The organism is Paenirhodobacter sp., from assembly GCF_041916475.1.
GTDB lineage: Bacteria > Pseudomonadota > Alphaproteobacteria > Rhodobacterales > Rhodobacteraceae > Rhodobacter.
In genome coordinates, this window is sequence record NZ_JAYRZN010000018.1 from 1 (window position 1) to 23,339 (window position 23,339).

20 protein-coding genes, 1 tRNA gene and 1 pseudogene are annotated in these 23,339 nt (G+C 66.5%); 20 read left to right on the forward strand and 2 right to left on the reverse strand.

What is annotated here, in order from left to right:
• Positions 1 to 463 precede the first annotated feature (463 nt).
• The 11 genes from ACOMG5_RS09240 (at position 464) to ACOMG5_RS09290 (ending at position 10,429) form a co-directional block, all read left to right on the forward strand.
• Positions 464 to 1,720 (forward strand): tyrosine-type recombinase/integrase, encoded by a 1,257-nt coding sequence (locus ACOMG5_RS09240; protein ID WP_420343511.1) that lies wholly within the window; start codon positions 464 to 466, stop codon positions 1,718 to 1,720.
• A complete protein-coding gene (locus ACOMG5_RS09245) occupies positions 1,720 to 2,085 on the forward strand; it encodes a hypothetical protein (RefSeq protein ID WP_420343512.1) in 366 nt (121 codons plus the stop codon). The genes ACOMG5_RS09240 and ACOMG5_RS09245 overlap by 1 nt, the downstream gene beginning before the upstream one ends.
• Positions 2,086 to 2,175: 90 nt before the next feature.
• A complete protein-coding gene (locus tag ACOMG5_RS09250; protein ID WP_420343513.1) occupies positions 2,176 to 2,349 on the forward strand; it encodes a helix-turn-helix transcriptional regulator in 174 nt (57 codons plus the stop codon).
• Complete coding sequence (locus ACOMG5_RS09255) at positions 2,350 to 2,661, forward strand: hypothetical protein (protein WP_420343514.1); 312 nt, start codon at positions 2,350 to 2,352, stop codon at positions 2,659 to 2,661.
• Positions 2,658 to 4,511 carry an AAA family ATPase gene (locus ACOMG5_RS09260; protein WP_420343515.1) on the forward strand — a complete coding sequence of 618 codons (1,854 nt, stop codon included), beginning with the start codon at positions 2,658 to 2,660 and terminating at the stop codon, positions 4,509 to 4,511. The genes ACOMG5_RS09255 and ACOMG5_RS09260 overlap by 4 nt, the downstream gene beginning before the upstream one ends.
• A gap of 432 nt (positions 4,512 to 4,943) precedes the next feature.
• Complete coding sequence (locus tag ACOMG5_RS09265) at positions 4,944 to 6,527, forward strand: terminase TerL endonuclease subunit (RefSeq protein ID WP_420343516.1); 1,584 nt, start codon at positions 4,944 to 4,946, stop codon at positions 6,525 to 6,527.
• Entirely contained in the window at positions 6,518 to 6,859 is a 342-nt protein-coding gene (locus ACOMG5_RS09270) for an HNH endonuclease (RefSeq protein ID WP_420343517.1), read from the forward strand. Before ACOMG5_RS09265 ends, ACOMG5_RS09270 begins: the two co-directional genes overlap by 10 nt.
• A complete protein-coding gene (locus ACOMG5_RS09275) occupies positions 6,852 to 8,102 on the forward strand; it encodes a phage major capsid protein (protein ID WP_420343518.1) in 1,251 nt (416 codons plus the stop codon). Before ACOMG5_RS09270 ends, ACOMG5_RS09275 begins: the two co-directional genes overlap by 8 nt.
• Positions 8,102 to 8,746: an HK97 family phage prohead protease gene (locus ACOMG5_RS09280; RefSeq protein ID WP_420343519.1), complete on the forward strand. Its 645-nt coding sequence runs from the start codon at positions 8,102 to 8,104 to the stop codon at positions 8,744 to 8,746. Before ACOMG5_RS09275 ends, ACOMG5_RS09280 begins: the two co-directional genes overlap by 1 nt.
• Position 8,747: 1 nt before the next feature.
• Positions 8,748 to 9,350, forward strand: a complete 603-nt coding sequence (locus ACOMG5_RS09285) for a hypothetical protein (protein ID WP_420343520.1) — start codon at positions 8,748 to 8,750, stop codon at positions 9,348 to 9,350.
• Complete coding sequence (locus ACOMG5_RS09290; protein WP_420343521.1) at positions 9,350 to 10,429, forward strand: hypothetical protein; 1,080 nt, start codon at positions 9,350 to 9,352, stop codon at positions 10,427 to 10,429. Before ACOMG5_RS09285 ends, ACOMG5_RS09290 begins: the two co-directional genes overlap by 1 nt.
• Positions 10,430 to 10,663: 234 nt before the next feature.
• Here ACOMG5_RS09290 and ACOMG5_RS09295 read toward each other — a convergent pair.
• Both ACOMG5_RS09295 and ACOMG5_RS09300 read right to left on the reverse strand, forming a co-directional pair.
• A tRNA-Ser gene (locus tag ACOMG5_RS09295) sits at positions 10,664 to 10,753 on the reverse strand.
• A 134-nt stretch (positions 10,754 to 10,887) separates the two neighbouring features.
• A complete protein-coding gene (locus ACOMG5_RS09300; RefSeq protein WP_420343522.1) occupies positions 10,888 to 11,646 on the reverse strand; it encodes an IclR family transcriptional regulator domain-containing protein in 759 nt (252 codons plus the stop codon).
• Positions 11,647 to 11,754: 108 nt separating this feature from the next.
• On the opposite strand from ACOMG5_RS09300, the gene ACOMG5_RS09305 reads away from it, so the two are divergent.
• The 9 genes and pseudogenes from ACOMG5_RS09305 (at position 11,755) to ACOMG5_RS09345 (ending at position 23,305) form a co-directional block, all read left to right on the forward strand.
• Entirely contained in the window at positions 11,755 to 12,489 is a 735-nt protein-coding gene (locus tag ACOMG5_RS09305; protein ID WP_420343523.1) for a 3-oxoacid CoA-transferase subunit A, read from the forward strand.
• The gene (locus ACOMG5_RS09310) at positions 12,486 to 13,157 is read left to right on the forward strand and encodes a 3-oxoacid CoA-transferase subunit B (protein WP_420343524.1); all 672 of its coding nucleotides are present in this window, start codon (positions 12,486 to 12,488) and stop codon (positions 13,155 to 13,157) included. The genes ACOMG5_RS09305 and ACOMG5_RS09310 overlap by 4 nt, the downstream gene beginning before the upstream one ends.
• A 1-nt stretch (position 13,158) precedes the next feature.
• Positions 13,159 to 14,361, forward strand: a complete 1,203-nt coding sequence (pcaF, locus tag ACOMG5_RS09315) for a 3-oxoadipyl-CoA thiolase (protein WP_420343525.1) — start codon at positions 13,159 to 13,161, stop codon at positions 14,359 to 14,361.
• A gap of 118 nt (positions 14,362 to 14,479) precedes the next feature.
• Positions 14,480 to 15,805, forward strand: a complete 1,326-nt coding sequence (locus ACOMG5_RS09320; protein WP_420343526.1) for a sensor histidine kinase — start codon at positions 14,480 to 14,482, stop codon at positions 15,803 to 15,805.
• Positions 15,802 to 16,791 (forward strand): annotated as a pseudogene (locus ACOMG5_RS09325) (HupU protein). Before ACOMG5_RS09320 ends, ACOMG5_RS09325 begins: the two are co-directional and overlap by 4 nt.
• Positions 16,788 to 18,215: a nickel-dependent hydrogenase large subunit gene (locus ACOMG5_RS09330; RefSeq protein WP_420343527.1), complete on the forward strand. Its 1,428-nt coding sequence runs from the start codon at positions 16,788 to 16,790 to the stop codon at positions 18,213 to 18,215. Before ACOMG5_RS09325 ends, ACOMG5_RS09330 begins: the two are co-directional and overlap by 4 nt.
• A gap of 7 nt (positions 18,216 to 18,222) precedes the next feature.
• On the forward strand, positions 18,223 to 20,442 hold the full coding sequence (hypF, locus tag ACOMG5_RS09335; RefSeq protein ID WP_420343528.1) for a carbamoyltransferase HypF: 2,220 nt from the start codon (positions 18,223 to 18,225) through the stop codon (positions 20,440 to 20,442).
• Positions 20,443 to 20,888: 446 nt separating this feature from the next.
• Complete coding sequence (locus tag ACOMG5_RS09340; RefSeq protein WP_420343529.1) at positions 20,889 to 21,731, forward strand: hypothetical protein; 843 nt, start codon at positions 20,889 to 20,891, stop codon at positions 21,729 to 21,731.
• A gap of 89 nt (positions 21,732 to 21,820) precedes the next feature.
• Positions 21,821 to 23,305: a pyruvate kinase gene (locus ACOMG5_RS09345; RefSeq protein ID WP_420343530.1), complete on the forward strand. Its 1,485-nt coding sequence runs from the start codon at positions 21,821 to 21,823 to the stop codon at positions 23,303 to 23,305.
• The last annotated feature ends 34 nt before the right edge of the window (positions 23,306 to 23,339 follow it).

Consider the following 23,339-nt stretch of genomic DNA (forward strand, 5'->3'; position numbering starts at 1 on the left):
CTCAACGCGCTTCCCCTGTCGGATTGAAGCTCGTTGCAGGAGTTCGATTTCTGTTCCATCTCACGAACGCCACCGGCCTCGAAGTGTTCAGGTGGCGCGAGGAATTGGCCCCATATTGTCAATCGGTTACGGGCTCTGCACCGGATGCGCGCAGTCGAGAGGTCCGGAGAATATCGGGCTTCAGAGAACCATTCCGGCTGCTGCAGCGAGGGCGCCAGTGCAAAGCTAACCGCGCATAACCCTCGAAAACAACGGGAAAATCCGGCCACAGCCGGATCGGGAGAACGCTTTCGCGGGGGCAAGTGGCGGACGGGAAGGGCGCCTCCGTGCAGTCTCAGGTAGGCTAAGTCAGTCTAAATTCCCGTTGTAAAACAAATGGATACCGCAATTTCTTTGGCTAACCCCCGTGCAATTAGGCTCGGCCAATCTTATATCCTATAATGGGTGTAATGATGGGTGATACATGCCGAAGATGGCTCCTGAACTGTCCGCCATAGAGATCAAGAGGCTGAAGCATCCCGGCGGCGGCCTCAACGTGATGGTCGCCGTTGGCGGCGTCTCCGGGCTTTATATGCAGCTTCTGCCGAGCGGTGGGAGGACCTGGGTTTTGCGGACCCGAGTTGGCGGCAAGACCCGCGACATGGGCTTGGGGGGCTATCCCGAGGTTGGCCTTGCCGCCGCGCGGGACAAGGCCCGCGAGGCAAAAGACAAGATCAGGCAGGGCATCGACCCTGTGGAAGAACGCAAGGCGGCGCGGGCCAGCCTCATAGCAGCCCGCAATCGCGGACTGACCTTTGCGGATGCGGTGGACCGTTACCTCGCCTCGCGGTTGGAGGAATTTCGTAACGACAAGCACAAGGCGCAGTGGCGCAGCAGTTTGGACAGCTACGCTAAACCCCAGATCGGCGATATGCTGGTGCAGGATATTACCGTGCAGGATGTTCTTCTGACGCTGCAACCGATCTGGGCCAGCAAGACCGAAACTGCCAGCCGTCTCCGGGGACGCATCGAGGCCGTGCTTTCATGGGCCACTGTGGCCGGGCATCGCACGGGGGACAACCCGGCGCGATGGGGCGGCAACCTCAAAGAACTCCTGCCGAAGCCGTCCAAGGTCGCCAAGAGCGACAACCAGCCCGCGCTGTCCTTGACAGACGCTCCCACATGGTTTGGAGACCTCCGCACCCGTGAAGGCATGGGCAGCCGGGCTTTGGAGTTTCTGACCCTATGTGCCAGCCGCTCGGGCGAGGTTCGGGGCGCAACTTGGGATGAGATCGACCTCGATAACGCCCTGTGGGTGATCCCGGCCAGCCGCATGAAGATGGACCGCGAACACCGCGTTCCCCTGACGCCTGCCGCTGTGGCGCTGCTCAAGGCATTGCCCCGGTTGCAGGATAACCCGTTGGTCTTCCCGGCCGCGCGGGGCGGGCAGTTGTCAGACATGACCCTCTCGGCCACGATGAAGCGGATGCATGAATCCGAGGTGGAGGCAGGACGCAAGGGCTGGCTGGATTCACGCAATGGCCGCCCGGCCGTTCCACATGGCCTGCGCAGCACCTTCCGCGACTGGGCGGCGGAGACCGGGCAGGCTCGGGACATGGCCGAGATTGCGCTCGCCCACAGGGTAGGCAGCGACGTTGAGCGGGCCTATCGTCGCAGCGATATGGTGGAACGCCGCCGGGCCATGATGGCCGATTGGGCGAAATTCTTGGGGGTGAAATGATGGCTGAGTTTCTGTTCTGGGAGCCGTATAACAAAGCCAAGCTATACGCCGACTTCCGCGATTTGATTAAGGCTATTGAGGCCAATGACCCAATGGCGCTGCATCCAGACGTTTTGAAGCTGCTGGCGGAACAGGTGAAGAATCCTCGGGCACCATCCCGTCGCACACAGGGGCGGGATGGCTGGGGATATGCCGAAGAGGTCTTGCGGTTGAAGACAATGGGTGAAGCGCCGTCTGAATATGCCGCCCGCAAGATGGTGCTATCTAAATATCCCGACTTGAACGATGAAACCCTTAAAACGTACTGCCGTAGCTACAAGCAGGCCCTGAAAGCACATCGAAATATAATTGAGGAAAATCAATAGGGTTAGCTGGGCGCTAATGGCTCACCCAGCCTAGCCAAGCTAAAATAGGCATAGTTGGCTCAATCCGTAAGAGGAAGGAGCCACCACCCTATGTACGTCTCAGATAAACAACTCGCCGCGCGCTTTGGCGTCTCCAAACCCTGTATTTGGCGCTGGACGCGAGAGTATGCCGACTTCCCGAAGCCCTACAAGCTGTCTCCCGGCTGCACCCGTTGGAAAGTGTCCGAGATCGAGGCTTGGGAAAAGAGCCGGGAGGTGGCGTAAATGTCCCCGTATCTGCGCGACGACCTAGGCTGGTTCAAGAAGAACCCCAAACGCAGCTACCGCATCCGGCTGGCTCTTGATGGCGAGGCCGAAGAATGGATGCGCGGTTATTATGTCCTCTATAACGCTGTAATCGAGCTGTCTCCGTATCCAGCTTATGCGGCGGTATTCAAGCTGCCGTCCGGCGAGCTTGCCAAACATATGTATTTCTCTGACGCGGACTATTCCCACGCCGATGAACTCAAGGCTGCCGCCATATTCCACCACATGGCCGGGCGTGATCCGTCATTTCAGGAGATGCCCCTGCAATGATGTCGGAACTTGGACAAGCCGCACTTAAGTATGCAGCCAATGGCCTGCATGTATTCCCATGTGCGCCGGGAGATAAAGCCCCGGCCGGGTGGCTGGTCAGAAATGGGCAGCAGGATGCCACCACAGATGCGGAAGTCATTCGCGGCTGGTGGAGGCGTGAACCCAAGGCCAATATCGGGGTCTATCTGAAACGGTCTGGATTGGTCGCCGTTGACCCAGATCTTTACAAGCCGAATTGTGAATGGGATTCGTTCACCGCCGGAAAGAGCATTCCCGAAACATTGGTCCAGAAGTCGCCTCGTGGCGGGCGGCATTATATCTACCGCGCCCCGGCTGATGCCGAATATGCCGGAAAGCTATGCGAAGGCGTCGATATAAAGTGGGACGGCTACATCCTCTTGGCCCCCTCTGTCGTGGGAGGGAAGGTCTATGAATTTGAAACCCAGGTTGCGCCGTCCGAAGCCCCTGTGTGGATTCCACGCAAAGTAAGTCAGGCTGCGGCCCCCGGCCCGGCCATCAAGCAAGGGGATCGTTCTGCGACCTTCTTCGCTACTGTCCGCGACTACTGCCGCGCCGGATTGTCGCCAGATCAGATCGAAGCCGCCTGCCGGGCAGACCCCGAAAGCACTGGCGCAATCAAGTATCTGGAAGGGGCTGACCGGCTTCGGCAGGAGATCGACCGCGCCCTTAATAAGCCCGATCCACACGCGGCTATGGTCGAGCATGGCCGGAGCCTGTGGGAAGGTTGCACCCATGTGGGCGGCATCCCGAGGGAGCGCCTGCTACAGCAAAGAAAATCACGCTTCTTTTGTCCAACGGAACTCGCGGGCCTTCCTATCCTTCCCCAGCCGTGGGTGGTCGAAGGGATGGTTCCAAGCAATACCGTCACGCTGTTTAGCGGCGATGGGGGTACGGGGAAATCACTCCTGATCCTGCAATTGTGCGTGGCATGCGCCACAGGCCGTCCGTGGCTTGGCATGCCAGTCAAACAAGGCCGGGTTCTGTTCATAACAGCCGAGGATGACGGGAACGAGCTTCATAGAAGACTCGAATCAATTCGACGGCACGAGGGATTGGATTGGCCTGACTTGGAGAGCATGACGCTGCGCTCTTTGGCAGGCGAGGATGCCTTGCTTGCAATTGAGACCAAGATTCATCTAACGCAAACCGATTTATTCAATGAGATAGAAGGGCGCGCCGCTGATGAGAAACCAAACGTAATCGTTCTGGACACGCTGGCGGATATGTATCCGGCCAATGAAAACGATAGAGCCAAAGTTCGCCAATTCGTGGGTCTTCTTCGTGGCCTTGCTATTCGCCATGAATGCGCCGTCATTTTGTTATCTCACCCATCCCTGACTGGGCTTAGCAGCGGCAGTGGGACCAGCGGCTCTACGGCATGGAATAACAGCGTCAGGTCGCGGCTTTATCTTGAGCGCATCTTTGAAGATGGCGGCCATGAAAGTGATAGCGATCTACGCAAGCTGACGACTAAGAAAGCCAATTATGGAAGGACCGGGGGCGAGCTTCTATTGAAGTGGCAGCACGGTGTATTCGTGGTGGAGGGAGGTATGCACACTGCCACCACTGCCGAACATGAGGCCTTCCAAGAGACTGTATTTCTTCAGCTTCTGGATGAACGAGAGAAGCGTGGTATTCAGGTCAGCCCATCCGTGCGGAGTCCTTATTACGCACCAAAGGACTTTGCGACCGACCCACAGGCTAGGGGCATAACAAAAGCGGCTTTCGAGCGTGCAATGCAGCGGCTTATTCGTTCTGACCGCCTCGTGGTGGGCAAAACAGAGGGCAATGCGGCCACGCGCCGAGACTGCTTGAGGAGGGCGCCATGACTGCCTTGGGCCTGCCTTGGATGTCCCTTGGATGTGGGTTGGGTGACCCTTGGATGTCCCTTGGATGTCCCTTGGATGACCCTTGGATGTCCCCCTTGGGTCACCTACCCCTAAAGGGGGGCCTTGGGCTGCGCCCGGCCCAAGGGGGTGCCGCGCGGCATTCACCAACCGCCCAGAGGCAGGGCCGAAAACTCCTCCAATGCCTGGAGTTTGGGGAAGGGAATCCCCCGAGGGTTGGGCTTACCTCTTCGCTCGCCCCGGGTCCCCGGCGGGCAGGGCTGGCGGGGGGCTGGGCTTTGCTGGCCCCTACCACCCCCCAAATTTGCCCGGACATTGGCCTTCCCGCCCCGGCATGGGGGGAAGGGAGGGCCAGCCCGGAAGGGGCCTGTCCGGGCAATTTTTCGCGGTCACAAAATATCGGAGGCGCACAGCATGACTAGCGCGCTTATCACCCCGCCTTGGCTGGAAGATGACCTTACTGTGGGCGAGCTGGTTGGCACCGCCACCACCGCCGACAAGGCAAAGCTATTCTTGAAACAGCTTGCCATCCCGGAAGGACCGAAGGCGGGTCAGCTTCTCACGCTCGCGCCGTTTCAAGAACAATTCGTGAACGGAGCGATGGCCGCCGACACCTTGACCGCCGTTCTGTCCATCGGTCGCGGGAATGCAAAGACTGCCCTATCCAGCGGCCTCGCACTCGGCAGCCTGCTCGGCGTGTGGGATGACCAGCCGCGCCGCGAAATTCTGCTTGCCGCCAAAACCCGCGATCAAGCGTCAATCGCGTGGCAGTTCGTCGCCGGGTTTGCGCAGTCGCTGCCAGAAGACATTCGCGCCAGTCTGGTCTTCCGCCGCGCCCCGCGTCTTGAAATCGAATATCGTACGGAGAACGGCCCCCACATCCTGCGCGCCATATCGGCGGACGGGAAGACGGCCCTCGGCTCTGCGCCTACTTTAGTATTATGTGACGAAAGAGGGCATTGGCCCCTCGACCGCGGGGACGAACTCGAACACGCGCTGCTGTCCGGTCTGGGCAAGCGCGGCGGCAAGGCGCTGATTATCTCGACAAGCGCCAGCACGGACACCCATCCCTTTTCCGTCTGGCTCGATAATCCACAAAAAGGGGTCTATATTCAAGAGCATCGCCCGCCGCCTGGCCTGCCTGTGGACGACGCGGAATCCCTCGCCCTCGCCAATCCCGGCGCGGCGTACGGGATCGGGTCCAGCATCGAATGGCTGCAAGGTCAGGCGCAGCGGGCCGCAGCGCGTGGCGGTTCGACCCTCACCAGTTTCCGCCTCTACAACCGCAACGAGCGCGTAAGCGGCGAAGCCCGCGATGTGCTTCTGACGGTGGACGAATGGCAGAACTGCGAAACGGCAGAACTGCCGCCGCGTGAGGGGGGATGTGTTGTCGGCATCGACCTTGGCGGCTCGGCGTCCATGTCGGCGGTGGCTTTCTATTGGCCCGCCACCGGGCGGCTTGAGGCGTTGGGAACTTTCCCCAGCAGCCCCAGCCTTGCGGATCGCGGGGCCAGCGACGGGGTTTCCGGGCGCTACATCGAGATGGAGAACCGGGGCGAGTTGAAGACCCTTGGCGACAAGACGGTGCCGGTCGCGCTCTGGCTCAAGGATATCATGCGTCAGGTCGAAGGCGAGAACGTCGTTGCCCTCACCGCCGACCGATACAAGCAATCCGAACTGGCCGAGGCCATGGATCGCGCGGGGGTGCGCGTTCCTGTGGTCTGGCGCGGTCAGGGCTTCCGGGATGGTGGCGAGGACTGCGAGCGGTTCCGGCGCGCGGCCTATGACGGCAAGGTCAGGTCCAGTCCTTCGCTTCTGCTGCGGTCGGCCTTTGCCGACGCGGTGGTGCTGCGTGATCCCGCCAACAACCTGAAACTCGCCAAGGCCCGTTCAACGGGCCGGATCGACGCTGCATCCGCAACGGTGCTGGCAGTCGCCGAAGGCGCGCGCCGGACGGGTCGCCCGGCCAAGAAAGAAAGGGCTGCCCTGTGGCTTTGAAGAAATGGCAGTACCCTTCCTACGCCGTGCAGCGGTCCCCGCGCTGGCCTGCGCTGCGGCTGCAAGCGAAGCGCCGCGACGGCTGGAAATGCGTCCTGTGTGGGGCGACCGGCAAGCTGGAGGTGGACCACATCCAGCCAGTGCGCACGCACCCGGAACTCTCGTTCGATCTGAACAATCTGCAAACGCTCTGCCCCTCCTGTCACACGCGCAAGACGCGGGTCGAGGTCGGGCATCCCGAGAAATCCCCTGCGCGCAAAGCATGGGACCAATCCGTCGCTGAACTCATGGCGACGAAACGAGGCAAGCATAAAGGAGAAAACAATGCTTGATTCTGTTAAAATCCAGCGGCGGCAGTCTGAAATCCGCCAATCGCTTTCGGAACTGGCCGGAAAGCCCGAACCCACGGCGGATGAAATCCGTTCGATGGAAACCCTCGATGCTGAGTATCGGGCCAACGAAACCCGCTACCGTGCGGCGCTGGTGGCCGAGGATGGCGAGCGGCGGGAAGCGGGCGAGGAACTGGAAACCCGCTCGGGCCGGGAATGGTCGGAATTGGTGGCGGGCTTTGAACTGCGGCAGGCGGTGCTTGCGCTCGATGAAGGCCGGGCGCTGTCGGGCCGCACGGCGGAGGTCGTGGCGGAACTGCGCAACAGCGGCGGCTATCGCGGCATCCCGGTGCCCTTCGAGGCGCTGGAACAGCGGGCCGGGGAAACCATCGCCCCGGGTGTGGTCGCGCCCCGTACCACGCAAGGCATCATCGACCGCCTGTTTCCGGCGTCGGTGGCCGCGCGTATGGGCGTGCAGTCGGTCAACATCGGCAGCGGGGAAACCGAGTATCCGGTGGCGACCTCGGGCGTCACGACCGGCTGGGCGGCAACCGAACTCGGCAACGTCGCCGGGCCTTCGGTCTTCGCCACGGCGGAACGCAGCCTGAAACCCGACAGCACCCTCGGCGCGCATATGCGGATCAGCCGCAAGGCGCTGAAACAGACGGCGGGGCTGGAAGAAGCCATCCGTCGCGACATGGCCGCCGCCATCGGGGCGGAACTGGACAAGGCCGTGTTCCTTGGCACCGGCACGGCTGGTCAGCCGCTTGGCGTCATCACCGGGGCCGTTACCTATGGCATCACCTCGACTCCTGTGGCTGCGGCAGCGACCTGGGCCGCCTTCCGCTCGGCGGTGGTGGCCTTCCTCACCGCTCATGCAGCGGCAGGTCCGAAGGACGTGCGGTTGATGATCCGGCCCGAGGTCTGGTCCAAGCTGGACGGCACCTATGTGACCGGAACGGCTGTGACGGAATACGACCGCCTGTCAGCGCAGATCGGCAGCATCGTGCAGACGGCGAACGCGCTGGCGGCCCCGGCAGGGGAAACCCCGGTCACCTCCGCGCTGCTGACGGTGACTGCGGGCGGGGTGCCCCCGGCGATCCTCGGCCTGTGGGGCGGCGTTGACCTGATCCGCGATCCCTATTCGGACGCGCAATCGGGCGGGCTACGGCTGACCGGCCTTGTCACGGCGGACGTTACCGTGCCGCGCGGCGTCCAGTCGCAAATCCTGACGGGCATTCAGTGATGCTCTGGGGCGGTCACAGCGGCGGGCTGGAAATCCGCAAGCGGGCATCCGGCGCTTTGGCGCTGCATGGCCGCTTCCCCTACAACAAGGCTGCCGTCCTTTCGGACGGTGGCCGCACCGGCAGGCCGCGCAAAGAGGTCATGGCCTCACGGGCGTTTTCCTATCGGGTCGAACTGCCCGAGGAAGAAATCCACCTCCTTGTGGGGCACGACTATGGCCAGCCCCTCGCCAGCAAGGCGGCGGGAACCCTGCGGCTCAAGGACAGCGACGATGCGCTGACCTTCGATGCTGACATTACCACAGAGATGCAGCAAGTCTCTTGGGTGCGCGACTTCCTCGCCGCCCTCGGGGCCGGGCTGATCGCGGGAATCTCGCCGGGCTTTCGGATTCCCCCGGAGCGGACAGTGCCGGATGCAGAGAAGGTCGAGGAGGAAGACCCGGCACTCGGGACTGCCCTCATTCGCACCATCTACGCCGCGCTGCTCTACGAATTGAGCGTCGTCACCCGGCCCGCCTATCCCGAAACCCAGATCGAAGCCCGGAACTGGCAGCCCACAGCGGGCGGCTTGCTGGTGCCGGAAACCCATCAGGACCGGCTGCCTTATCGCGGCGCGGTTCATCCCCTTAACCGTTGGAGGGCCTGACATGGCCGTTATCTACGAAACGGAGCTTGCTCTCTACGAGGAACTGCCCCCCGAGACTTATCCCGAAGTGCCGCGATCCGCCTTGCTTATGAACGACGCCCGCGGGATTCCCGATTGGATTTGGGAGCGGATCGAGGCCTACTGCAACTGGCGGTGGACGCCTCGCGAAGCGCAGATCGAAAGCGACGGCGGCAGCGGCTGGTTCATACTGCCGGTACGCCCATTCCGGGTAACGAAGATCGAATGGTTCGACCCTCACGCAGACGGCGGTTATGGGCTTTGGATGGAATCCCTGCCGCCCAGCACGCCACAACGCGGCTGGAAGATGTATTCGCCCTTCAGCCATTGCCGTATCACCGGCATCGTCGGCGAGAACAACCCCGCCCCTCCGGCGGTGATTCAAGCGGCTGTCCGGCTGCACGCCTACCTCGGCCATACGCCGGAATCCTTCCCTATGTGGGCAACCGGAAGAACCCACACAACAGGAGGGGGCAGCAGTAGCACCAGCAACGAGAGCTTCCAGCGCCCGGCCAATTACATCGCCAAGGCAATGCAGAATTCCGGCGCGGCTGACCTGCTGCGCCCCTATCGGAGGTCGCGCTGATGTTCGGATTGTTCAAAAGGAAGGAGCCTGCGGTCGAGAAGCGGGCCGTCCCGCAGGGCTTCACCACCGAAATGATGACAGCTCGGGCGGAATGGCTGTCCGGGGTTTCGGGTGTCGCGGAACTGACGGCGGCGGTGCAAAGCTGCATCTCCCTGTGGGAGAACGCCTTCGCGCTGGCCCATGTCGAAGGCACCCGAATGCTGACGCGGCAGGATCTGGCAACCTTCGCGCGGTCCATCGCCCTTCGCGGCGAGGCGGTCTTTCTGATCCGTGGCGACCGGCTGGTGCCGGTGTCGGGCTGGGACCTGTCCACACGCGACAGCCGCCCGCGCGCCTATCGCCTCAGTCTGCCCGAGGCAGGGGGCGGTTCCACCGAAACCGTGCTGGCCGCCGAGGTGCTGCATGTCCGCATCGGGTCTTCACAGCAAGCCCCGTGGGCCGGAACTTCGCCCCTGCATCGGTCCAGCCTGACGGCGGGAATGTTGCAGTCGGTTGAAAGCGCGCTTTCAGAGATTTACCGCGAAGCGCCGATCGGCTCGCAGATCGTTCCCTTCCCGGAAAGTCAGGAGGTGGACCTCAACGATCTGGCGCGGGGCTTCCGGGGACGGCGGGGACGCATCCTCATGCGCGAATCGGTCAATGTCGTCGCGGCGGGCGGTCCCGCACCGGCACAGGACTGGCGGCCTGCGGAGGTCACGCCGAACATTGGCGGGGTGATGCCGGTCGAGATGCTGCAAGCCTCCCGGGCGGCGGTCATGGCGGCGTATGGCGTCCTTCCCGCCATCTTTGCCGATAATGCGCAAGGCCCTCTGGTCCGCGAGGCCCAACGGCATCTGGCGCAATGGACCTTGCAGCCGCTGGCGATGCTGCTGTCCGAGGAAGCCACAGCAAAGCTGGGCGCAGAGGTGATGATCGACGTGATGCGCCCGCTGCAAGCCTTCGATAGCGGCCTGCGCGCCCGTTCCTTCTATGCCCTTGTGGACGCCATGGCGCGGGCGAAGGAGGGCGGATTGTCCGAGGATCAGATCGGGCAGGCCCTGACGCTGGTGAACTGGGGACCGAACGACGGCGCGGCATAGGGCCGGGATGCGCCCTGCGGCCGGCCCGCAAAGCATCTGGGATCAGACGGCGAGTGCCCGGGAATGACGCCCGAAAACCCCGTCACGGTGCGGCCCCTCCCTCCTCGGGGCGTGGCACCGGCAAGCCCTCGGCCCCATCAGGCCGGGGGCTTTTTGCCTTCTATGGGTGCAACGATGGGTGAGCCCAGCAGGCCCATATTTTATGCAATAAAATCAATAACTTATGGGGTGAAGTGGCGGACGGGAAGGGATTCGAACCCTCGAGACGGTTCCCCGCCTACACACTTTCCAGGCGTGCGCCTTCGACCACTCGGCCACCCGTCCAAGGGGGCTTATTTCTCATCACTCAGGCATTTGCAAGTGCTGAAAGGCGAGTTTCTCGGTGGGCGCTCATGGCCGCCGTGTCGTATCGATCGGACATGAGGGCGGGGCATGTTGGTCTCGCGCGACGGAAGTGATCAGTGCAGCACGCGCCGCAATCCTGCCTGCACCTTCTGGAGCGCGGGGAGATACAGGGCCACCAGGTCCTCGGGGCGCCCCTGAACCGCCGCGACGCCGGTGTTGAGTGCGGCAATCACTTGCCCGCGGGCCGAATACAGAGGGACGGCGATCGAGCGCAGGCCGATCTCCACCTCCTGGTCGATCACTGCATATCCGGCGCCGCGCACCTCTGCGAGGCGGGCCATGATCTCGGCAGGGTCGGTCAGGCTGAAGGTGGTGCGCGGGCTCAGGTCGGAGCGCTCGATCAGGGCGCGGGCCTCCGCCTCGGGCAGGGCGGCCAGCAGCACGCGCCCCATCGAGGTGCAGTGCGCCGGCAGCCGCGAGCCGGGCATCAGCCCGATCGACATCACCCGCCGCTGCGCCGCCCGGGCAAGATAGACGATCTCGGTCTCATCCAGAATGGAGACCGACGTCGATTGCCCGATCTGCTCCGAGAGCTGATCGAGCCAAGGCTGCACCACCTGCGCCAGCGGCAGCGCGGCCAGCGCCCCCATCCCCAGGCGCAGCACCTTCGGCGTCAGGGTGAAGAACTTGCCGTCATATTCGGCATACCCGCCCGCATGGAGCGTGAGCAGGCAGCGCCGCGCGGTGGCACGGTCGAGCCCGGTGAGCGCGCTCACTTCCGCGATGCTGAGTCGCGGATGCTCGGCCCGGAACGCCTCGATCACGCTCAGCCCCTTCAGCATGGAGGAAATCACATCGGTTTTGTTCGCCATGCGCACAAGAATTTCTGCGATGCGAACAAATGTCAACATGCGCACAAATCGCCTTCGCCCGGCGGCGCGAAGCGCCTAGGGTCCGGCCATCCAGATCCGGAGGAGACAATGGACAAACGTATCGCCTCTCTCGCCGAGGCCGTGGCCGATATTCCCGATGGCGCCACGGTGATGATCGGCGGCTTCGGCGGCTCGGGCGCGCCGATCGAGCTGATCCACGCGCTGATCGACCGCTTCCTCGCCACCGGCAGCCCGAAGAACCTGACCGTCATCAACAACAACGCCGGCAACGGCCATGTGGGCATTGCCGCGCTGATCGAGCAGGGCATGGTCGCGAAGATGATCTGTTCGTTCCCGCGCTCGGCCGATCCGCGGGTGTTCACCGAGCTCTACCTCGCCGGCAAGATCGCGCTGGAGCTGGTGCCGCAGGGCACGCTGGCCGAGCGGATCCGCGCAGGTGGCGCCGGCATCCCCGCCTTCTACACGCCGACGAGCTATGGCACAGACCTCGCCAAGGGCAAGCCGGTGGAGGAATTCGATGGCCGCCCCTATGTGCAGGAGCGCTGGCTGAAGGCCGATGTGGCGCTGATCAAGGCCGAGCTGGGCGACAGCTACGGCAACCTGACCTACCGGATGGCCGCGCGCAACTTCAACCCGCTGATGGCGATGGCTGCGGCGCGCACCATCGCGCAGGTGAGCCATGCGGTGGCGCCGGGCGGGATCGAGCCCGAGCAGGTGATCACCCCGGGCATCTTCGTGCAGGGCATCGTCGAGGTGGCTGATCCGCAGCAGGAAGAGGTGCTCAACCGCGCCGATGCGCATTACCCGGAGGTGCAGGCATGACCGACAAGCTTTCCAACGCCCAGATCGCCTGGCGCGCGGCGCAGGACATCGCCGATGGCGCCTATGTGAACCTCGGGATCGGCTTTCCGGAAATGGTCGCGAAATTCCAGCCGCCCGGGCGTCAGGCCGCGTTCCACACGGAAAACGGCGTCCTCGGCTTCGGCGAAGCCCCGGCCGCCGGAACGGAGGACTGGGACCTGATCAACGCCGGCAAGAAGGCGATCACGCTGAAGCCCGGCGCGGCCTTCTTCCACCATGCCGACAGCTTCGCCATGGTGCGCGGCGGGCATCTGGATGTGGCGATCCTCGGCGCCTATCAGGTGGCCGAAAATGGCGATCTCGCGAACTGGTCCACCGGCCCGAAGGGCGTGCCCGCGGTGGGCGGCGCGATGGACCTCGTGCATGGCGCCAAGCGCGTGGCCGTGATCACTGACCATGTCACCAAGGATGGCAAGCCGAAGCTGATGGAGCGCTGCACGCTGCCGCTCACCGGCGTGGGCTGCGTGACCCGGGTCTATACCTCGCTTGCGGTGGTCGATATCGCCGAGGGGCATTTCGTGCTGCGCGAGAAGCTGCCCGCGCTCACCTTCGAGGCGCTTCAGGCCGTGACCGGCGCCACGCTGCACATGGATGGCCCGGTGGCCGATCTCATCGTTCCGGAGCTCTGACATGACCGAAGTCTATATCTGCGATTATATCCGCACGCCCATCGGCCGCTTCGGCGGCGCGCTCGCCATGGTGCGGGCCGATGACCTTGGCGCGGTGCCACTACGGGCGCTGATGGCGCGCAATGCGGGCGTCGACTGGGCGGCGGTGGATGATGTGATCTATGGCTGCGCCAACCAGGCGGGCGAAGACAACCGCAACGTCGCGCGGATGTCGCTCCTGCTCGCCGGGCTGCCGGTCGAGGTCTCGGGCACCACCATGAACCGGCTCTGCGGCTCGGGGATGGATGCGGTCATCGCCGGCGCCCGGGCCATCAAGGCGGGCGAGGCCGATCTGATCGTCGCGGGCGGGGTCGAGAGCATGTCGCGCGCGCCCTTCGTGATGCCCAAGGCCGAGAGCGCCTTCTCGCGCGCCAATGAGGTGCATGACACCACCATCGGCTGGCGCTTCGTGAACCCGCTGATGAAGGCGCAATACGGCGTGGATTCCATGCCCGAAACGGCCGAGAACGTGGCCGAGGATTTCAATATCTCGCGCGCCGATCAGGATGCCTTCGCGCTGCGCAGCCAGGCGAAGGCCGCGGCCGCGCAGGCGAACGGGCGGCTGGCATCGGAGATCACCCCGGTCGAAATTCCACAGCGCAAGGGCGATCCGAAGGTGGTGGACCGCGACGAGCATCCGCGCGCGACCACGATCGAGGCGCTGGCCGGGCTGAAGGCGCCGTTCCGCAAGGGCGGCTCGGTCACGGCGGGCAATGCTTCGGGCGTGAACGATGGCGCGGCCGCGCTGATCCTCGCCTCCGAAGCGGCGGCGAAGCGGCACGGGCTCACGCCCATCGCGCGCGTGCTGGGCGGTGCGGCGGCGGGGGTGCCCCCGCGGATCATGGGCTTCGGCCCCGCGCCCGCCTCAAAGAAGCTGATGGCCCGGCTCGGCCTGACCCAGGCGGATTTCGACGTGATTGAGCTGAACGAAGCCTTCGCGAGCCAGGGCCTCGCCACGCTGCGCGACCTCGGCATCGCCGATGACGACGCACGGGTGAACCCGAATGGCGGCGCCATCGCGCTCGGCCATCCGCTCGGCATGTCGGGGGTGCGGATCACCGGCACCGCGGCGCTCGAGCTGCTGAAAACCGGCGGCAAGCGGTCGCTCTCCACCATGTGCATCGGCGTGGGGCAGGGGATTTCGATCGCGCTCGAACGGGTCTGATCCTTCCGGCGGCTCCGGCGTGCCGGGGCCGCCACGCCCGGGATTTTGCCACGCACCCCGGCGCCCTCTTGACCTTCCGCCCCGCAACGTATGCTCTGGGCGCAGCAAGGGAGAGCATGTGGTGGCCACCGGCACCGAACAGACATCGGAAGGCGCGCCTTTGATGGATACGGCCTGGGCGGATGTGCTCTCGGCCGTGGACCGGGCCTATGCCGAGCTGGTGGCGCATCAGGAGCGGCTGGAGGCGCAGAACCACGAGCTCGACGCCCTGCGCCAGTTCCTCGCCTCGGTGCTGGCCTCCGTCTCCGACGTGCTGATCGTGCTCGACCGCGCAGGCCGGGTGGAGGAGGTCAATGCCTCTGCCGGCGCCTGCCTCGGGCAGCCGGCCGCGGGGCTCATCGGGCGCGATCTCGCGGGCCTGGTGCCGCCCGAGCATCTGGCCGCGCTGGAGCGGGCCCGCGCGGAGGTGTCGCGCACGCGCCGCCCGCTCACGCTGGAGCTCGCGCTGGCGAGCCCGGCCGGGCCCGCGCCGCTGGAGGCGGTGCTCTCGCCGCGGCTCGACGAGCGCGGCCGCATCGCGGGGATGGTGCTGACCGGCCGGCCGGTGGGCGAACTGCGCCGCGCCTATGCGCAGCTGGAGCAGAGCCACGCCGAAATGAAAGCCGCGCAGGCGCAGCTGGTGCGCGGCGAAAAGCTCGCCTCGCTCGGCCGCCTGCTCGCCGGGGTGGCCCACGAGCTGAACAACCCGATCAGCTTCGTCTACGCCAATGCCCATGCGCTCGAACGCTATGCCGCGAAATTCGAGACCTATTTCGAGCGTGTTCAGGCCGGGGCCAGCCGCGAGGAGCTGGTGGCGCTGCGCGAGGACCTGCGCCTCGACCGCGACATCCGCAACCTGCGCGAGGCCGTGCGCGGTGCGCGCGACGGCGCGGAGCGCGTGCGCGATATCGTGGAGGATCTGCGCCGGCTCTCGGCCGATGGCAGCGGCGAGATGGTCTCTTTCGATCTGGCCGATGTGGCCCGGGTCGGCGCGCATTGGGTGATGCGCGGCGCCGGGCGCAGCGTCGCGCCGGTGATCGAGGGCGGCCCTGTCCTGGTGCGCGGCCGCCCCGGCCATATCCAGCAGGTGATCATGAACCTCGTGCAGAATGCGGCGGATGCGGTGGCAGGGCAGGCGGAGCCGCGGATCACGCTCAGCGCTTCCGCCGAGGGCGGGCAGGGCGTACTCACCGTAAGCGACAACGGCCCCGGCGTGGACGAGGCGGCCGCCGCGATGATCTTCGATCCGTTCTTCACCACGAAGCCCGTGGGCCATGGCACCGGGCTCGGCCTCTCCATCAGCCACAAGATCGCGGAGGAGCATGGCGGGCGGCTGATGCTGGTGCCCGGCGGCGCGGGGGCCTGTTTTCGTCTGGAGTTGCCTTTGGCGGGAGAAGCGGGATGAATGTTCTGTGGCTGCAAACGGCGGGTTGCGGCGGCTGCACCATGTCGCTCCTCTGCGCCGAGGATCCGAATGTGTTCGACCTGCTCGCGGGGGCGGGTGTGCGCTTCCTGTGGCATCCGGCGCTGAGCCTCGAGAGCGGGGAGGAGGTGCGCGCCATACTCGCGGGAATAGAAAGCGGGGAGATTGCGCTCGATGTGCTCTGCATCGAAGGGGCGATCGCGACCGGGCCGAAGGGCACGGGCCGCTATCAGATGCTCTCCGGGACCGGGGTCTCGCTGCTGGACTGGGTGCGGCGGCTGGCGCCGCGCGCGCGCGATGTGGTGGCGGTGGGCACCTGCGCCACCTATGGCGGCGTGACCACCGCGGGCGGCAACCCGTCGGAGGCGGTCGGCGTGCAATATGAGGGCGCCCATCCGGGCGGCGCGCTGCCCGATACGTTCCGCCCGCGCTCCGGCCTGCCGGTGATCAATATCGCGGGCTGACCGACCCATCCGGACTGGGTGACCGAGACCCTGCTCATGCTGGCGCAGGGCGCCTTGCGGGCGGAGGGGCTCGATACGCTCGGCCGGCCGCGGTTCTATGCCGATCATCTGGTGCATCACGGCTGTTCGCGCAACGAATTCTACGAATACAAGGCTAATGCGCGGGAGCTGTCGGAGATGGGCTGCATGATGGAGCATCTGGGCTGTATCGGCACCCAGGCGGTGGGCGATTGCAATATCCGGCCCTGGAACGGGCAGGGCAGCTGCACCAAGGGCGGCTATCCCTGCATCAACTGCACCGCCCCCGAATTCGAGGAGCCGCATCACAGCTTCACCGCCACACCCAAGATCGCCGGGATCCCGGTCGGCCTGCCGACCGACATGCCCAAGGCCTGGTTCATGGCGCTGGCCTCGCTCTCCAAGGCCGCAACGCCGCCGCGGATCGCGCAGAATGCCACCGCGGACCGGGTCGTGGTGCCGCCCACGCTGCGCAAGCCGCGATGAGCGAGCCCACGCGCCTGGTCGTCGGCCCGTTCAACAGGGTCGAGGGGGATCTCGAAATCCGGCTGGAGATCCGCGACGGCCATGTGGCCGCGGCGCGGGTCAATTCGCCGCTCTATCGCGGTTTTGAGCGGATGCTGCCCGGCAAGGACCCGCGCGATGCGCTGACCATCGTGCCGCGGATCTGCGGGATCTGCTCGATCAGCCAGTCCGCGGCGGCGGCGCGCGCGCTGGCGGCCGCCTGCGGTATGGCGCCGGAGCCGCAGGGCGAGCGGATCGCCGCGCTGATCCATGCGATCGAGAATGTCTCGGACCATCTGACCCATTTCAACCTGTTCTTCATGCCCGATTTCACCCGTGCGGCCTATGCCGGGCGGGCGTGGCATGGCCGGGCGGTGGCGCGGTTCGCCGCCATGGCTGGGGGCGCGCAGCGCGCCACGGTGGAGGCCCGCGCGGCGCTGATGCATGTGCTCGGGCTGATGGCGGGGAAATGGCCGCATACGCTGGCGATCCAGCCCGGCGGTGTCACCCGGGCGCCCACCGCGCGCGACCGGGTGCGGATCATGGCGAGCCTCGCGGCCTTCCGCCGGCATCTGGAGACGGAGGTGTTCGGCGCGCCGGTGGAGGCCTTCGCGGCGCTCGCCGATCTCTCTGCGCTGATGGCCTGGGATCGGGGCGATGCCGGGCTGTTCCTGGAGATTGCGGCGGATCTGGATCTCTTGGCGCTCGGGTGCGGGCAGGGGCGGTATCTGTCGTTCGGGGCCTATCCGCTGGAGGGCGGGCATGCCTTTGCGCAAGGCGTCTGGGAGGGCGGCCCGCAGCCCCTGGAGAGCGCGCGCATCACCGAGGATCTGAGCCATTCCTGGATGCTGGGCGCGGCCGCGCATCCCTCTGAGGGCGTGACCGAGCCCGATGAGGACATGCGCGAGAGTGCCTACAGCTGGTGCAAGGCGCCGCGTTATGCGGGCCGGGTGATGGAGACCGGCGCGCTTGCCCGGCAGGTGATCGATGGCCATCCGCTTGCGCGCGCGCTGGCGGGGGGCGGGGTGCTGGCGCGGGTGGCGGGGCGGCTCCTGGAGCTCGCGCGCAGCCAGATCGTGATGGAGGAGCTGGCGGCGGGGATCCGGCCCGAGGCGCGGTTCATGTCCGGCCCCGTGACCCTGCGCGATGGCGCGGGCGAGGGGCTGGTGGAGGCCGCGCGCGGCGCGCTTGGCCATTGGCTGCGCATCGAAGGGGGGCGCATCGCTGCCTATCAGATCGTCGCGCCCACCACATGGAATTTCTCGCCGCGCGATGCGGCGGGCGTGCCCGGTGCGCTGGAGGCGGCGCTGGAGGGCGCGGCCGTGGCGCCGGGCGAGACGACGCCGCTCAGCGTGCAGCATATCGTGCGCAGCTTCGATCCCTGCATGGTCTGCACGGTGCATTGAGCGCGCGATGCGGGGGGTGACGATCAGGATCCGCGGGCAGGTGCAGGGCGTGGGCTTCCGGCCCTTCGTGTGGCAGCTGGCGCGCGAAGCGGGGCTGCGGGGCGAGGTGCTGAACGATCCCGAAGGGGTGCTGATCCGGCTCGCGGGCGCTGCGCCCGAGGAGTTCTTGCGCGCGCTGCGCGAGCGGGCGCCGCTGCTGGCGCGGGTGGATGCGGTGGAGGTGCTGCCGGGCGATCCGTTCGCCGAGCTGCCCGAAGGGTTTCACATCGCCCCCAGCGAGGGGCAGGGCGCCGAAACCCGGGTCACGCCCGATGCTGCGACCTGCCCCGCCTGCCGCGCCGAGATTTTCGCCCCTGGCCGGCGGCAGGGCTATGCCTTCACCAACTGCACCCATTGCGGGCCGCGCTTTTCTATCCTGAACGGCCTGCCCTATGACCGGGCGCGCACCAGCATGGCGGGCTTTGCCATGTGCGCGGCCTGCGCGGCGGAATATGCCGATCCGGCGGACCGCCGCTTTCATGCCCAGCCGATCGCCTGCCCGGCCTGCGGGCCGGGGCTGTGGTACGAGGAGGCGGGCGGCCCGATGCCGGGCGATGCGGTGGCGCTTGCGGCGGCGGCGCTGAGGGCGGGGCGGGTGGTGGCCATCCGCGGCATCGGCGGGTTCCATCTGGCCTGCGATGCGGCGAATGCCGATGCGGTTGCGCTGTTGCGCGCGCGCAAGCGCCGCCCGGCCAAGCCCTTCGCGCTGATGGGCGATGCGGCGATGATCGCGGCCCATGCCCGGCCGACGGAGGCCTGCTGGCAGCTCCTGCGCAGCCCGGCGGCGCCGGTGGTTCTGGTGCCCGCGCGCGGGACCCTGCCCGAAGCGGTCGCGCCCGGGATGCGCGAACTCGGCGTGATGCTGCCCTATACGCCGCTGCACCATCTGCTGCTCGCGGCCTTCGGCGGCATGCTGGTGATGACCTCGGGCAATCTCTCGGGCGCGCCGCAGGTGATCGGCAACGCCGAGGCGCGCGCGAAGCTCGCGGGTTTCGCCGACGGCTTCGTGATGCATGACCGCGAGATCGCCCGGCGGCTCGATGACGGGGTCGAGCGTGCCGATCCGCCGATGGTGCTGCGCCGCGCGCGCGGGCGGGTGCCGGGCACGCTGCCGCTGCCGCCAGGGTTCGAGGGCGCGCCGCAGGTGCTCGCCTTCGGCGGGCAGATGAAGGCGGCGATCTGCCGGCTGAAGAACGGCCAGGCGATGCTCTCGCATCATCTGGGCGATCTGGACGATGCGCTGACGGCGGCGGAATACGAGCGCGCGCTTGGCGACTGCGCGGCACTGTTCGATCACCGGCCGGAGATAGCTGCCTGCGATCTGCACCCCGGGTTCCGGGCTACGGCGCGGGCCGAGGCCAGCGGCCTGCCGCTCGAACGCGTGCAGCACCACCATGCCCATATGGCCGCGGCCATGGCGGAAAACCTCTGGCCGCGCGCGGGCGGCAAGGTGGTGGGTGTCGTGCTCGACGGGCTCGGCCTCGGCACAGATGGCACGGTCTGGGGCGGCGAGATCCTGCTTGGCGATTATCTGGGCTTCGAGCGCCGCGCCTTCCTGCGCCCCGCCCCGCTCCCCGGAGGGGACCGGGCGCAGGCCGAGCCCTGGCGCAATGCGCTGATGCGGCTGGATCAGGCGGGCCTTGGCGCGCAGGCCGATGCGCTGTTCCCCGATGCCCCGCGCGAGACCTTGCGGCGGATGGCGGCGGCGGGGGTGAATACGGTGGCCTCCTCCTCCGTGGGGCGGCTCTTCGATGCGGTGGCGGCGGTGCTGGGCCTGTCGCCGCTGCGGCAGAGCTACGAGGGCGAGGCCGCGATGCGGCTGGAGGCGCTGGCCGGGATGACGGATGCGCCGGGCTACGATTTCGGCCCGGATCTGGACCCGGCGCCGATGCTGCGGGCGCTGCTCGGGGAGCCGGATCCGGCCAGGGCGGCGACGCTGTTCCATGCCGGGCTGGCGCGGGCCTTCGCGGCCCCCGCGCGCGCGATGGTGGCGCGCGGCGAGGCGGCGGCGGTGGCGCTTTCGGGCGGCTGCTTTCAGAATGCGCTGCTGCTGCGGCTGATGCTGCGTGAGCTGGAGGGGCTGACGGTGCTGGCCCCGCGCCAGGTGCCGGCGAACGATGGCGGGCTGGCTTTCGGCCAGGCGGTGATTGCCGCGGCGCCGCATCTGGCGCAGGCGGAAACAGCCTGACCACCGCCGCGCCAGGCTGGCAAAGGGGCGACCATGCCCGCCCTGCGAATATCCATTCATGGCATTGAAAGTAATTGAAAATGTGCGCCATCTCGGCGCGGCATTTTGTCTTTGCCCGCTGGCAGCGCATTCGGCATTCCATGGAATACCACGCGAGTTCACTCCCCCGCAGCGCGGGCCGGAGGCCAGGGAGCACGGATTATCTGAGATCGAAACCTTCTACGATGTGATGCGCAGGCAGGGCAATCGCGTCTTGACGGAACGGGGCCGAGAGCGGAACCTTCGGGGGCCGATTGCAGGCCCGATTGCCCCGGAACCGTCATGATCTCTTTGCCTGCGTCCATGGCCATCCCCGCCCCTGGGCCCGTGCCGCGCTTCCGGCCCGGCAAGGCGCGGGCTGCGGGCAGGTGCCGCGACACATTTCAATCCAGTGTTCGTGAACAGAAATGACCATTGAAACCTCTGCTGCCTTTTACGACAGGATAACCCTTTCCGAACTCAGCCTCACCACGATCAGCATCCTGCTGGTGATCTGCCTGCCGGGGGCGCTCGTGCTGGGCAACCGGATCGGCATGGGGCGGCAGCGCCGGCTTGCGGCGCAGGGACGCACGGTGGGCCCGGCGATGAGCGATACGACGCAGGCGGCGTTCCAGGCCCTGCTGGGCCTTCTGCTCGCCTTCAGTTTCGGCAATGCGCTGACGGTCTCGCAGAAGATCAAGGAGGCGATCGCCAGCGAATCCGCGGCCATCGGCACGGCGTTCGTGCGCGCAGATTATCTGCCGGAGCCGGGGCGGAGCGAGCTGCGCAGGGCGCTGCTGGCCTATGCCCAGACGCGGGTCGTGCCCGAGAACGAGGTGTTTGGCGGGCGCGGCGATACCCGCAGGTTCCTGGAGCGGACGCTCTCCGCGCAGGCCGCGCTCTGGCCGGCCACGCGCGCAGCGACCGCGGGCGTGGAGGCCCCGATCCAGGCCTTCGTCGCCGGCGCGATGAACGAGGTGATTTATGCGCATACCTATCGGGTTTCGTCGCTGTCGGCGCCCGTCACCACCTTCACGCAGCAGATGCTGTTCTTCGGGGCGATCGCCACGCTGTTCATCATGGGCAACCGCACCGGGCTGATGGGGCAGGCGCTGACCTGGCGCGACATCGCCTTCGCGCTGTTCCTCTGCGCGGTGATGTATTCCGTCGTGGAGATCCGCCGCCCGCGCGAGGGGCTGATCCGGGTCGATGACAGTGTCATGCGGACCACGATCCACGATATGGAGCTGTCAGTGATGTCGGGGCCGTGAGCGGCGTGGCCCTTCCCGGGTGAGGCCGGGCAGGTCATATCCTTGTCATGCGCCGGGGGTATCGCTGCCGTGAAAAGCGGAGAGCGACGATGCAACCTTCCCCCCTCGGTGAGCTGCTTGGCGAGATCGAAACCCTGCGTGCCGCGATCGGGCGCGATGCCGAGCCCGCGCTCGCACGCTGGGCGGGCTGGATCCAGCGGCCGGATTTCGTGCCGAGCGGGCGCAATTTCGCGCATTATCTGGCGCTCCGGCATCACGATATCCGCCCGCTGCAACGGCGGCTGATGCGGGCGGGGCTGTCGTCGCTCGGGCGGGTCGAGGGCCGGGTGATGCCCGCGCTCGATGCGGTGCGCGACATGCTTTTGCGCGCGGCGGGCAGTGCCCCGCAGCCGGTTGCGCTCACCGATGAATTCTTCGCTGGCGAAGCCCGGATCGCGGCGCGCGCCGAGGGGATGCTCGGCCCGCTTCTGCACCACGGCGCGGTGCGGATGATGGTCACGCTGCCCGCGCAGGCGGCGGAGGCGCCGGAATTCGTGGAGCGGCTGGCGGCGCAGGGCGTGGAGGCGGTGCGGATCAACTGCGCCCATGACGAGGCCGAGGCCTGGGGCCGGATGATCGCCAATGTCGGGCGGGCGGCCGAGCGCACCGGCACCCGGATGCGGGTGATGATGGACCTGGCCGGGCCGAAGATCCGGACCGGCCCGCTGCGCGAGACCAAGGGGCTGAAGCGGGTGGCGCGGGGCGACGATCTGGCGATCGCGCTGCCGGGGATGCTGGACAAGATGCCCGCGCAGATGCCCGCCGTGGAATGCACGCTGCCCGAGGCGCTGGCAGCGGTGCAGCCGGGGCACCGGATCTTCATCGACGATGGCAAGCTTTGCACCCGCGTCCTGTCCTGCGCGCCCTGGGGGGCGGTGGTGCATGTGGAGATCGGTCCCGACGACAAGGGCTACCGGCTCAAGCCCGAGAAGGGTATCAATTTCCCCGACACCGATTTCGAGATCGCGGCCCTGACCGCGGAGGACCGCGAGGCGCTGCGCTTTGCCGCGCAGCATGCGGACGGGATCGAGTTTTCCTTCGTGCAGACGCCCGAGGATGTGGCGCAGCTGCAGGAGGTGCTGGCGGCGGAGCGGGCGGACTGGCAGACGCTCGGCCTCGTGCTGAAGATCGAGACCCTGCGCGCGGTGCGCAACCTGCCCGATCTGATCGTGCGGGCGGCGGGGCAGCAGCCGACGGCGGTGATGATCGCGCGCGGCGATCTGGCGGTGGAGATCGGCTTCGCGCGGCTGGCGGAGATGCAGGAGGAGATCCTGTGGCTCTGCGAGGCGGCGCAGGTGCCGGTGATCTGGGCGACGCAGGTGCTCGAGAGCTATCTCAAGACCGGGGTGCCCTCGCGCGGCGAGATGACCGATGCGGCGATGGCCGCGCGGGCCGAATGCGTCATGCTGAACAAGGGGCCCTACCTGTTCGAGGCGCTGGCCGAGCTCGATCAGCTGCTCGATCGGATGAGCCAGCACATGGCCAAGAAAACCCCGCAGTTGCGCCCGTTGCAGAGCTGGCGCAGCGAGGCCTGAGCCGGGCTGTTTGCGCTCCGCCCAATGTTGTGAC

Bases quoted from the DNA above. Each gene is read 5' to 3' on its own strand.
- ACOMG5_RS09340 (WP_420343529.1), top strand. From the start codon at position 20,889: ATGACCATTGAAACCTCTGCTGCCTTTTACGACAGGATAACCCTTTCC.
- pcaF (WP_420343525.1), top strand. From the start codon at position 13,159: ATGACCGAAGTCTATATCTGCGATTATATCCGCACGCCCATCGGCCGC.
- ACOMG5_RS09300 (WP_420343522.1), bottom strand. From the start codon at position 11,646: ATGGCGAACAAAACCGATGTGATTTCCTCCATGCTGAAGGGGCTGAGC.
- ACOMG5_RS09240 (WP_420343511.1), top strand. From the start codon at position 464: ATGCCGAAGATGGCTCCTGAACTGTCCGCCATAGAGATCAAGAGGCTG.
- ACOMG5_RS09285 (WP_420343520.1), top strand. From the start codon at position 8,748: ATGGCCGTTATCTACGAAACGGAGCTTGCTCTCTACGAGGAACTGCCC.
- ACOMG5_RS09275 (WP_420343518.1), top strand. From the start codon at position 6,852: ATGCTTGATTCTGTTAAAATCCAGCGGCGGCAGTCTGAAATCCGCCAA.
- ACOMG5_RS09290 (WP_420343521.1), top strand. From the start codon at position 9,350: ATGTTCGGATTGTTCAAAAGGAAGGAGCCTGCGGTCGAGAAGCGGGCC.
- hypF (WP_420343528.1), top strand. From the start codon at position 18,223: ATGCGGGGGGTGACGATCAGGATCCGCGGGCAGGTGCAGGGCGTGGGC.
- ACOMG5_RS09345 (WP_420343530.1), top strand. From the start codon at position 21,821: ATGCAACCTTCCCCCCTCGGTGAGCTGCTTGGCGAGATCGAAACCCTG.
- ACOMG5_RS09280 (WP_420343519.1), top strand. From the start codon at position 8,102: ATGCTCTGGGGCGGTCACAGCGGCGGGCTGGAAATCCGCAAGCGGGCA.
- ACOMG5_RS09310 (WP_420343524.1), top strand. From the start codon at position 12,486: ATGACCGACAAGCTTTCCAACGCCCAGATCGCCTGGCGCGCGGCGCAG.
- ACOMG5_RS09260 (WP_420343515.1), top strand. From the start codon at position 2,658: ATGATGTCGGAACTTGGACAAGCCGCACTTAAGTATGCAGCCAATGGC.
- ACOMG5_RS09245 (WP_420343512.1), top strand. From the start codon at position 1,720: ATGGCTGAGTTTCTGTTCTGGGAGCCGTATAACAAAGCCAAGCTATAC.
- ACOMG5_RS09330 (WP_420343527.1), top strand. From the start codon at position 16,788: ATGAGCGAGCCCACGCGCCTGGTCGTCGGCCCGTTCAACAGGGTCGAG.
- ACOMG5_RS09305 (WP_420343523.1), top strand. From the start codon at position 11,755: ATGGACAAACGTATCGCCTCTCTCGCCGAGGCCGTGGCCGATATTCCC.
- ACOMG5_RS09250 (WP_420343513.1), top strand. From the start codon at position 2,176: ATGTACGTCTCAGATAAACAACTCGCCGCGCGCTTTGGCGTCTCCAAA.
- ACOMG5_RS09265 (WP_420343516.1), top strand. From the start codon at position 4,944: ATGACTAGCGCGCTTATCACCCCGCCTTGGCTGGAAGATGACCTTACT.
- ACOMG5_RS09255 (WP_420343514.1), top strand. From the start codon at position 2,350: ATGTCCCCGTATCTGCGCGACGACCTAGGCTGGTTCAAGAAGAACCCC.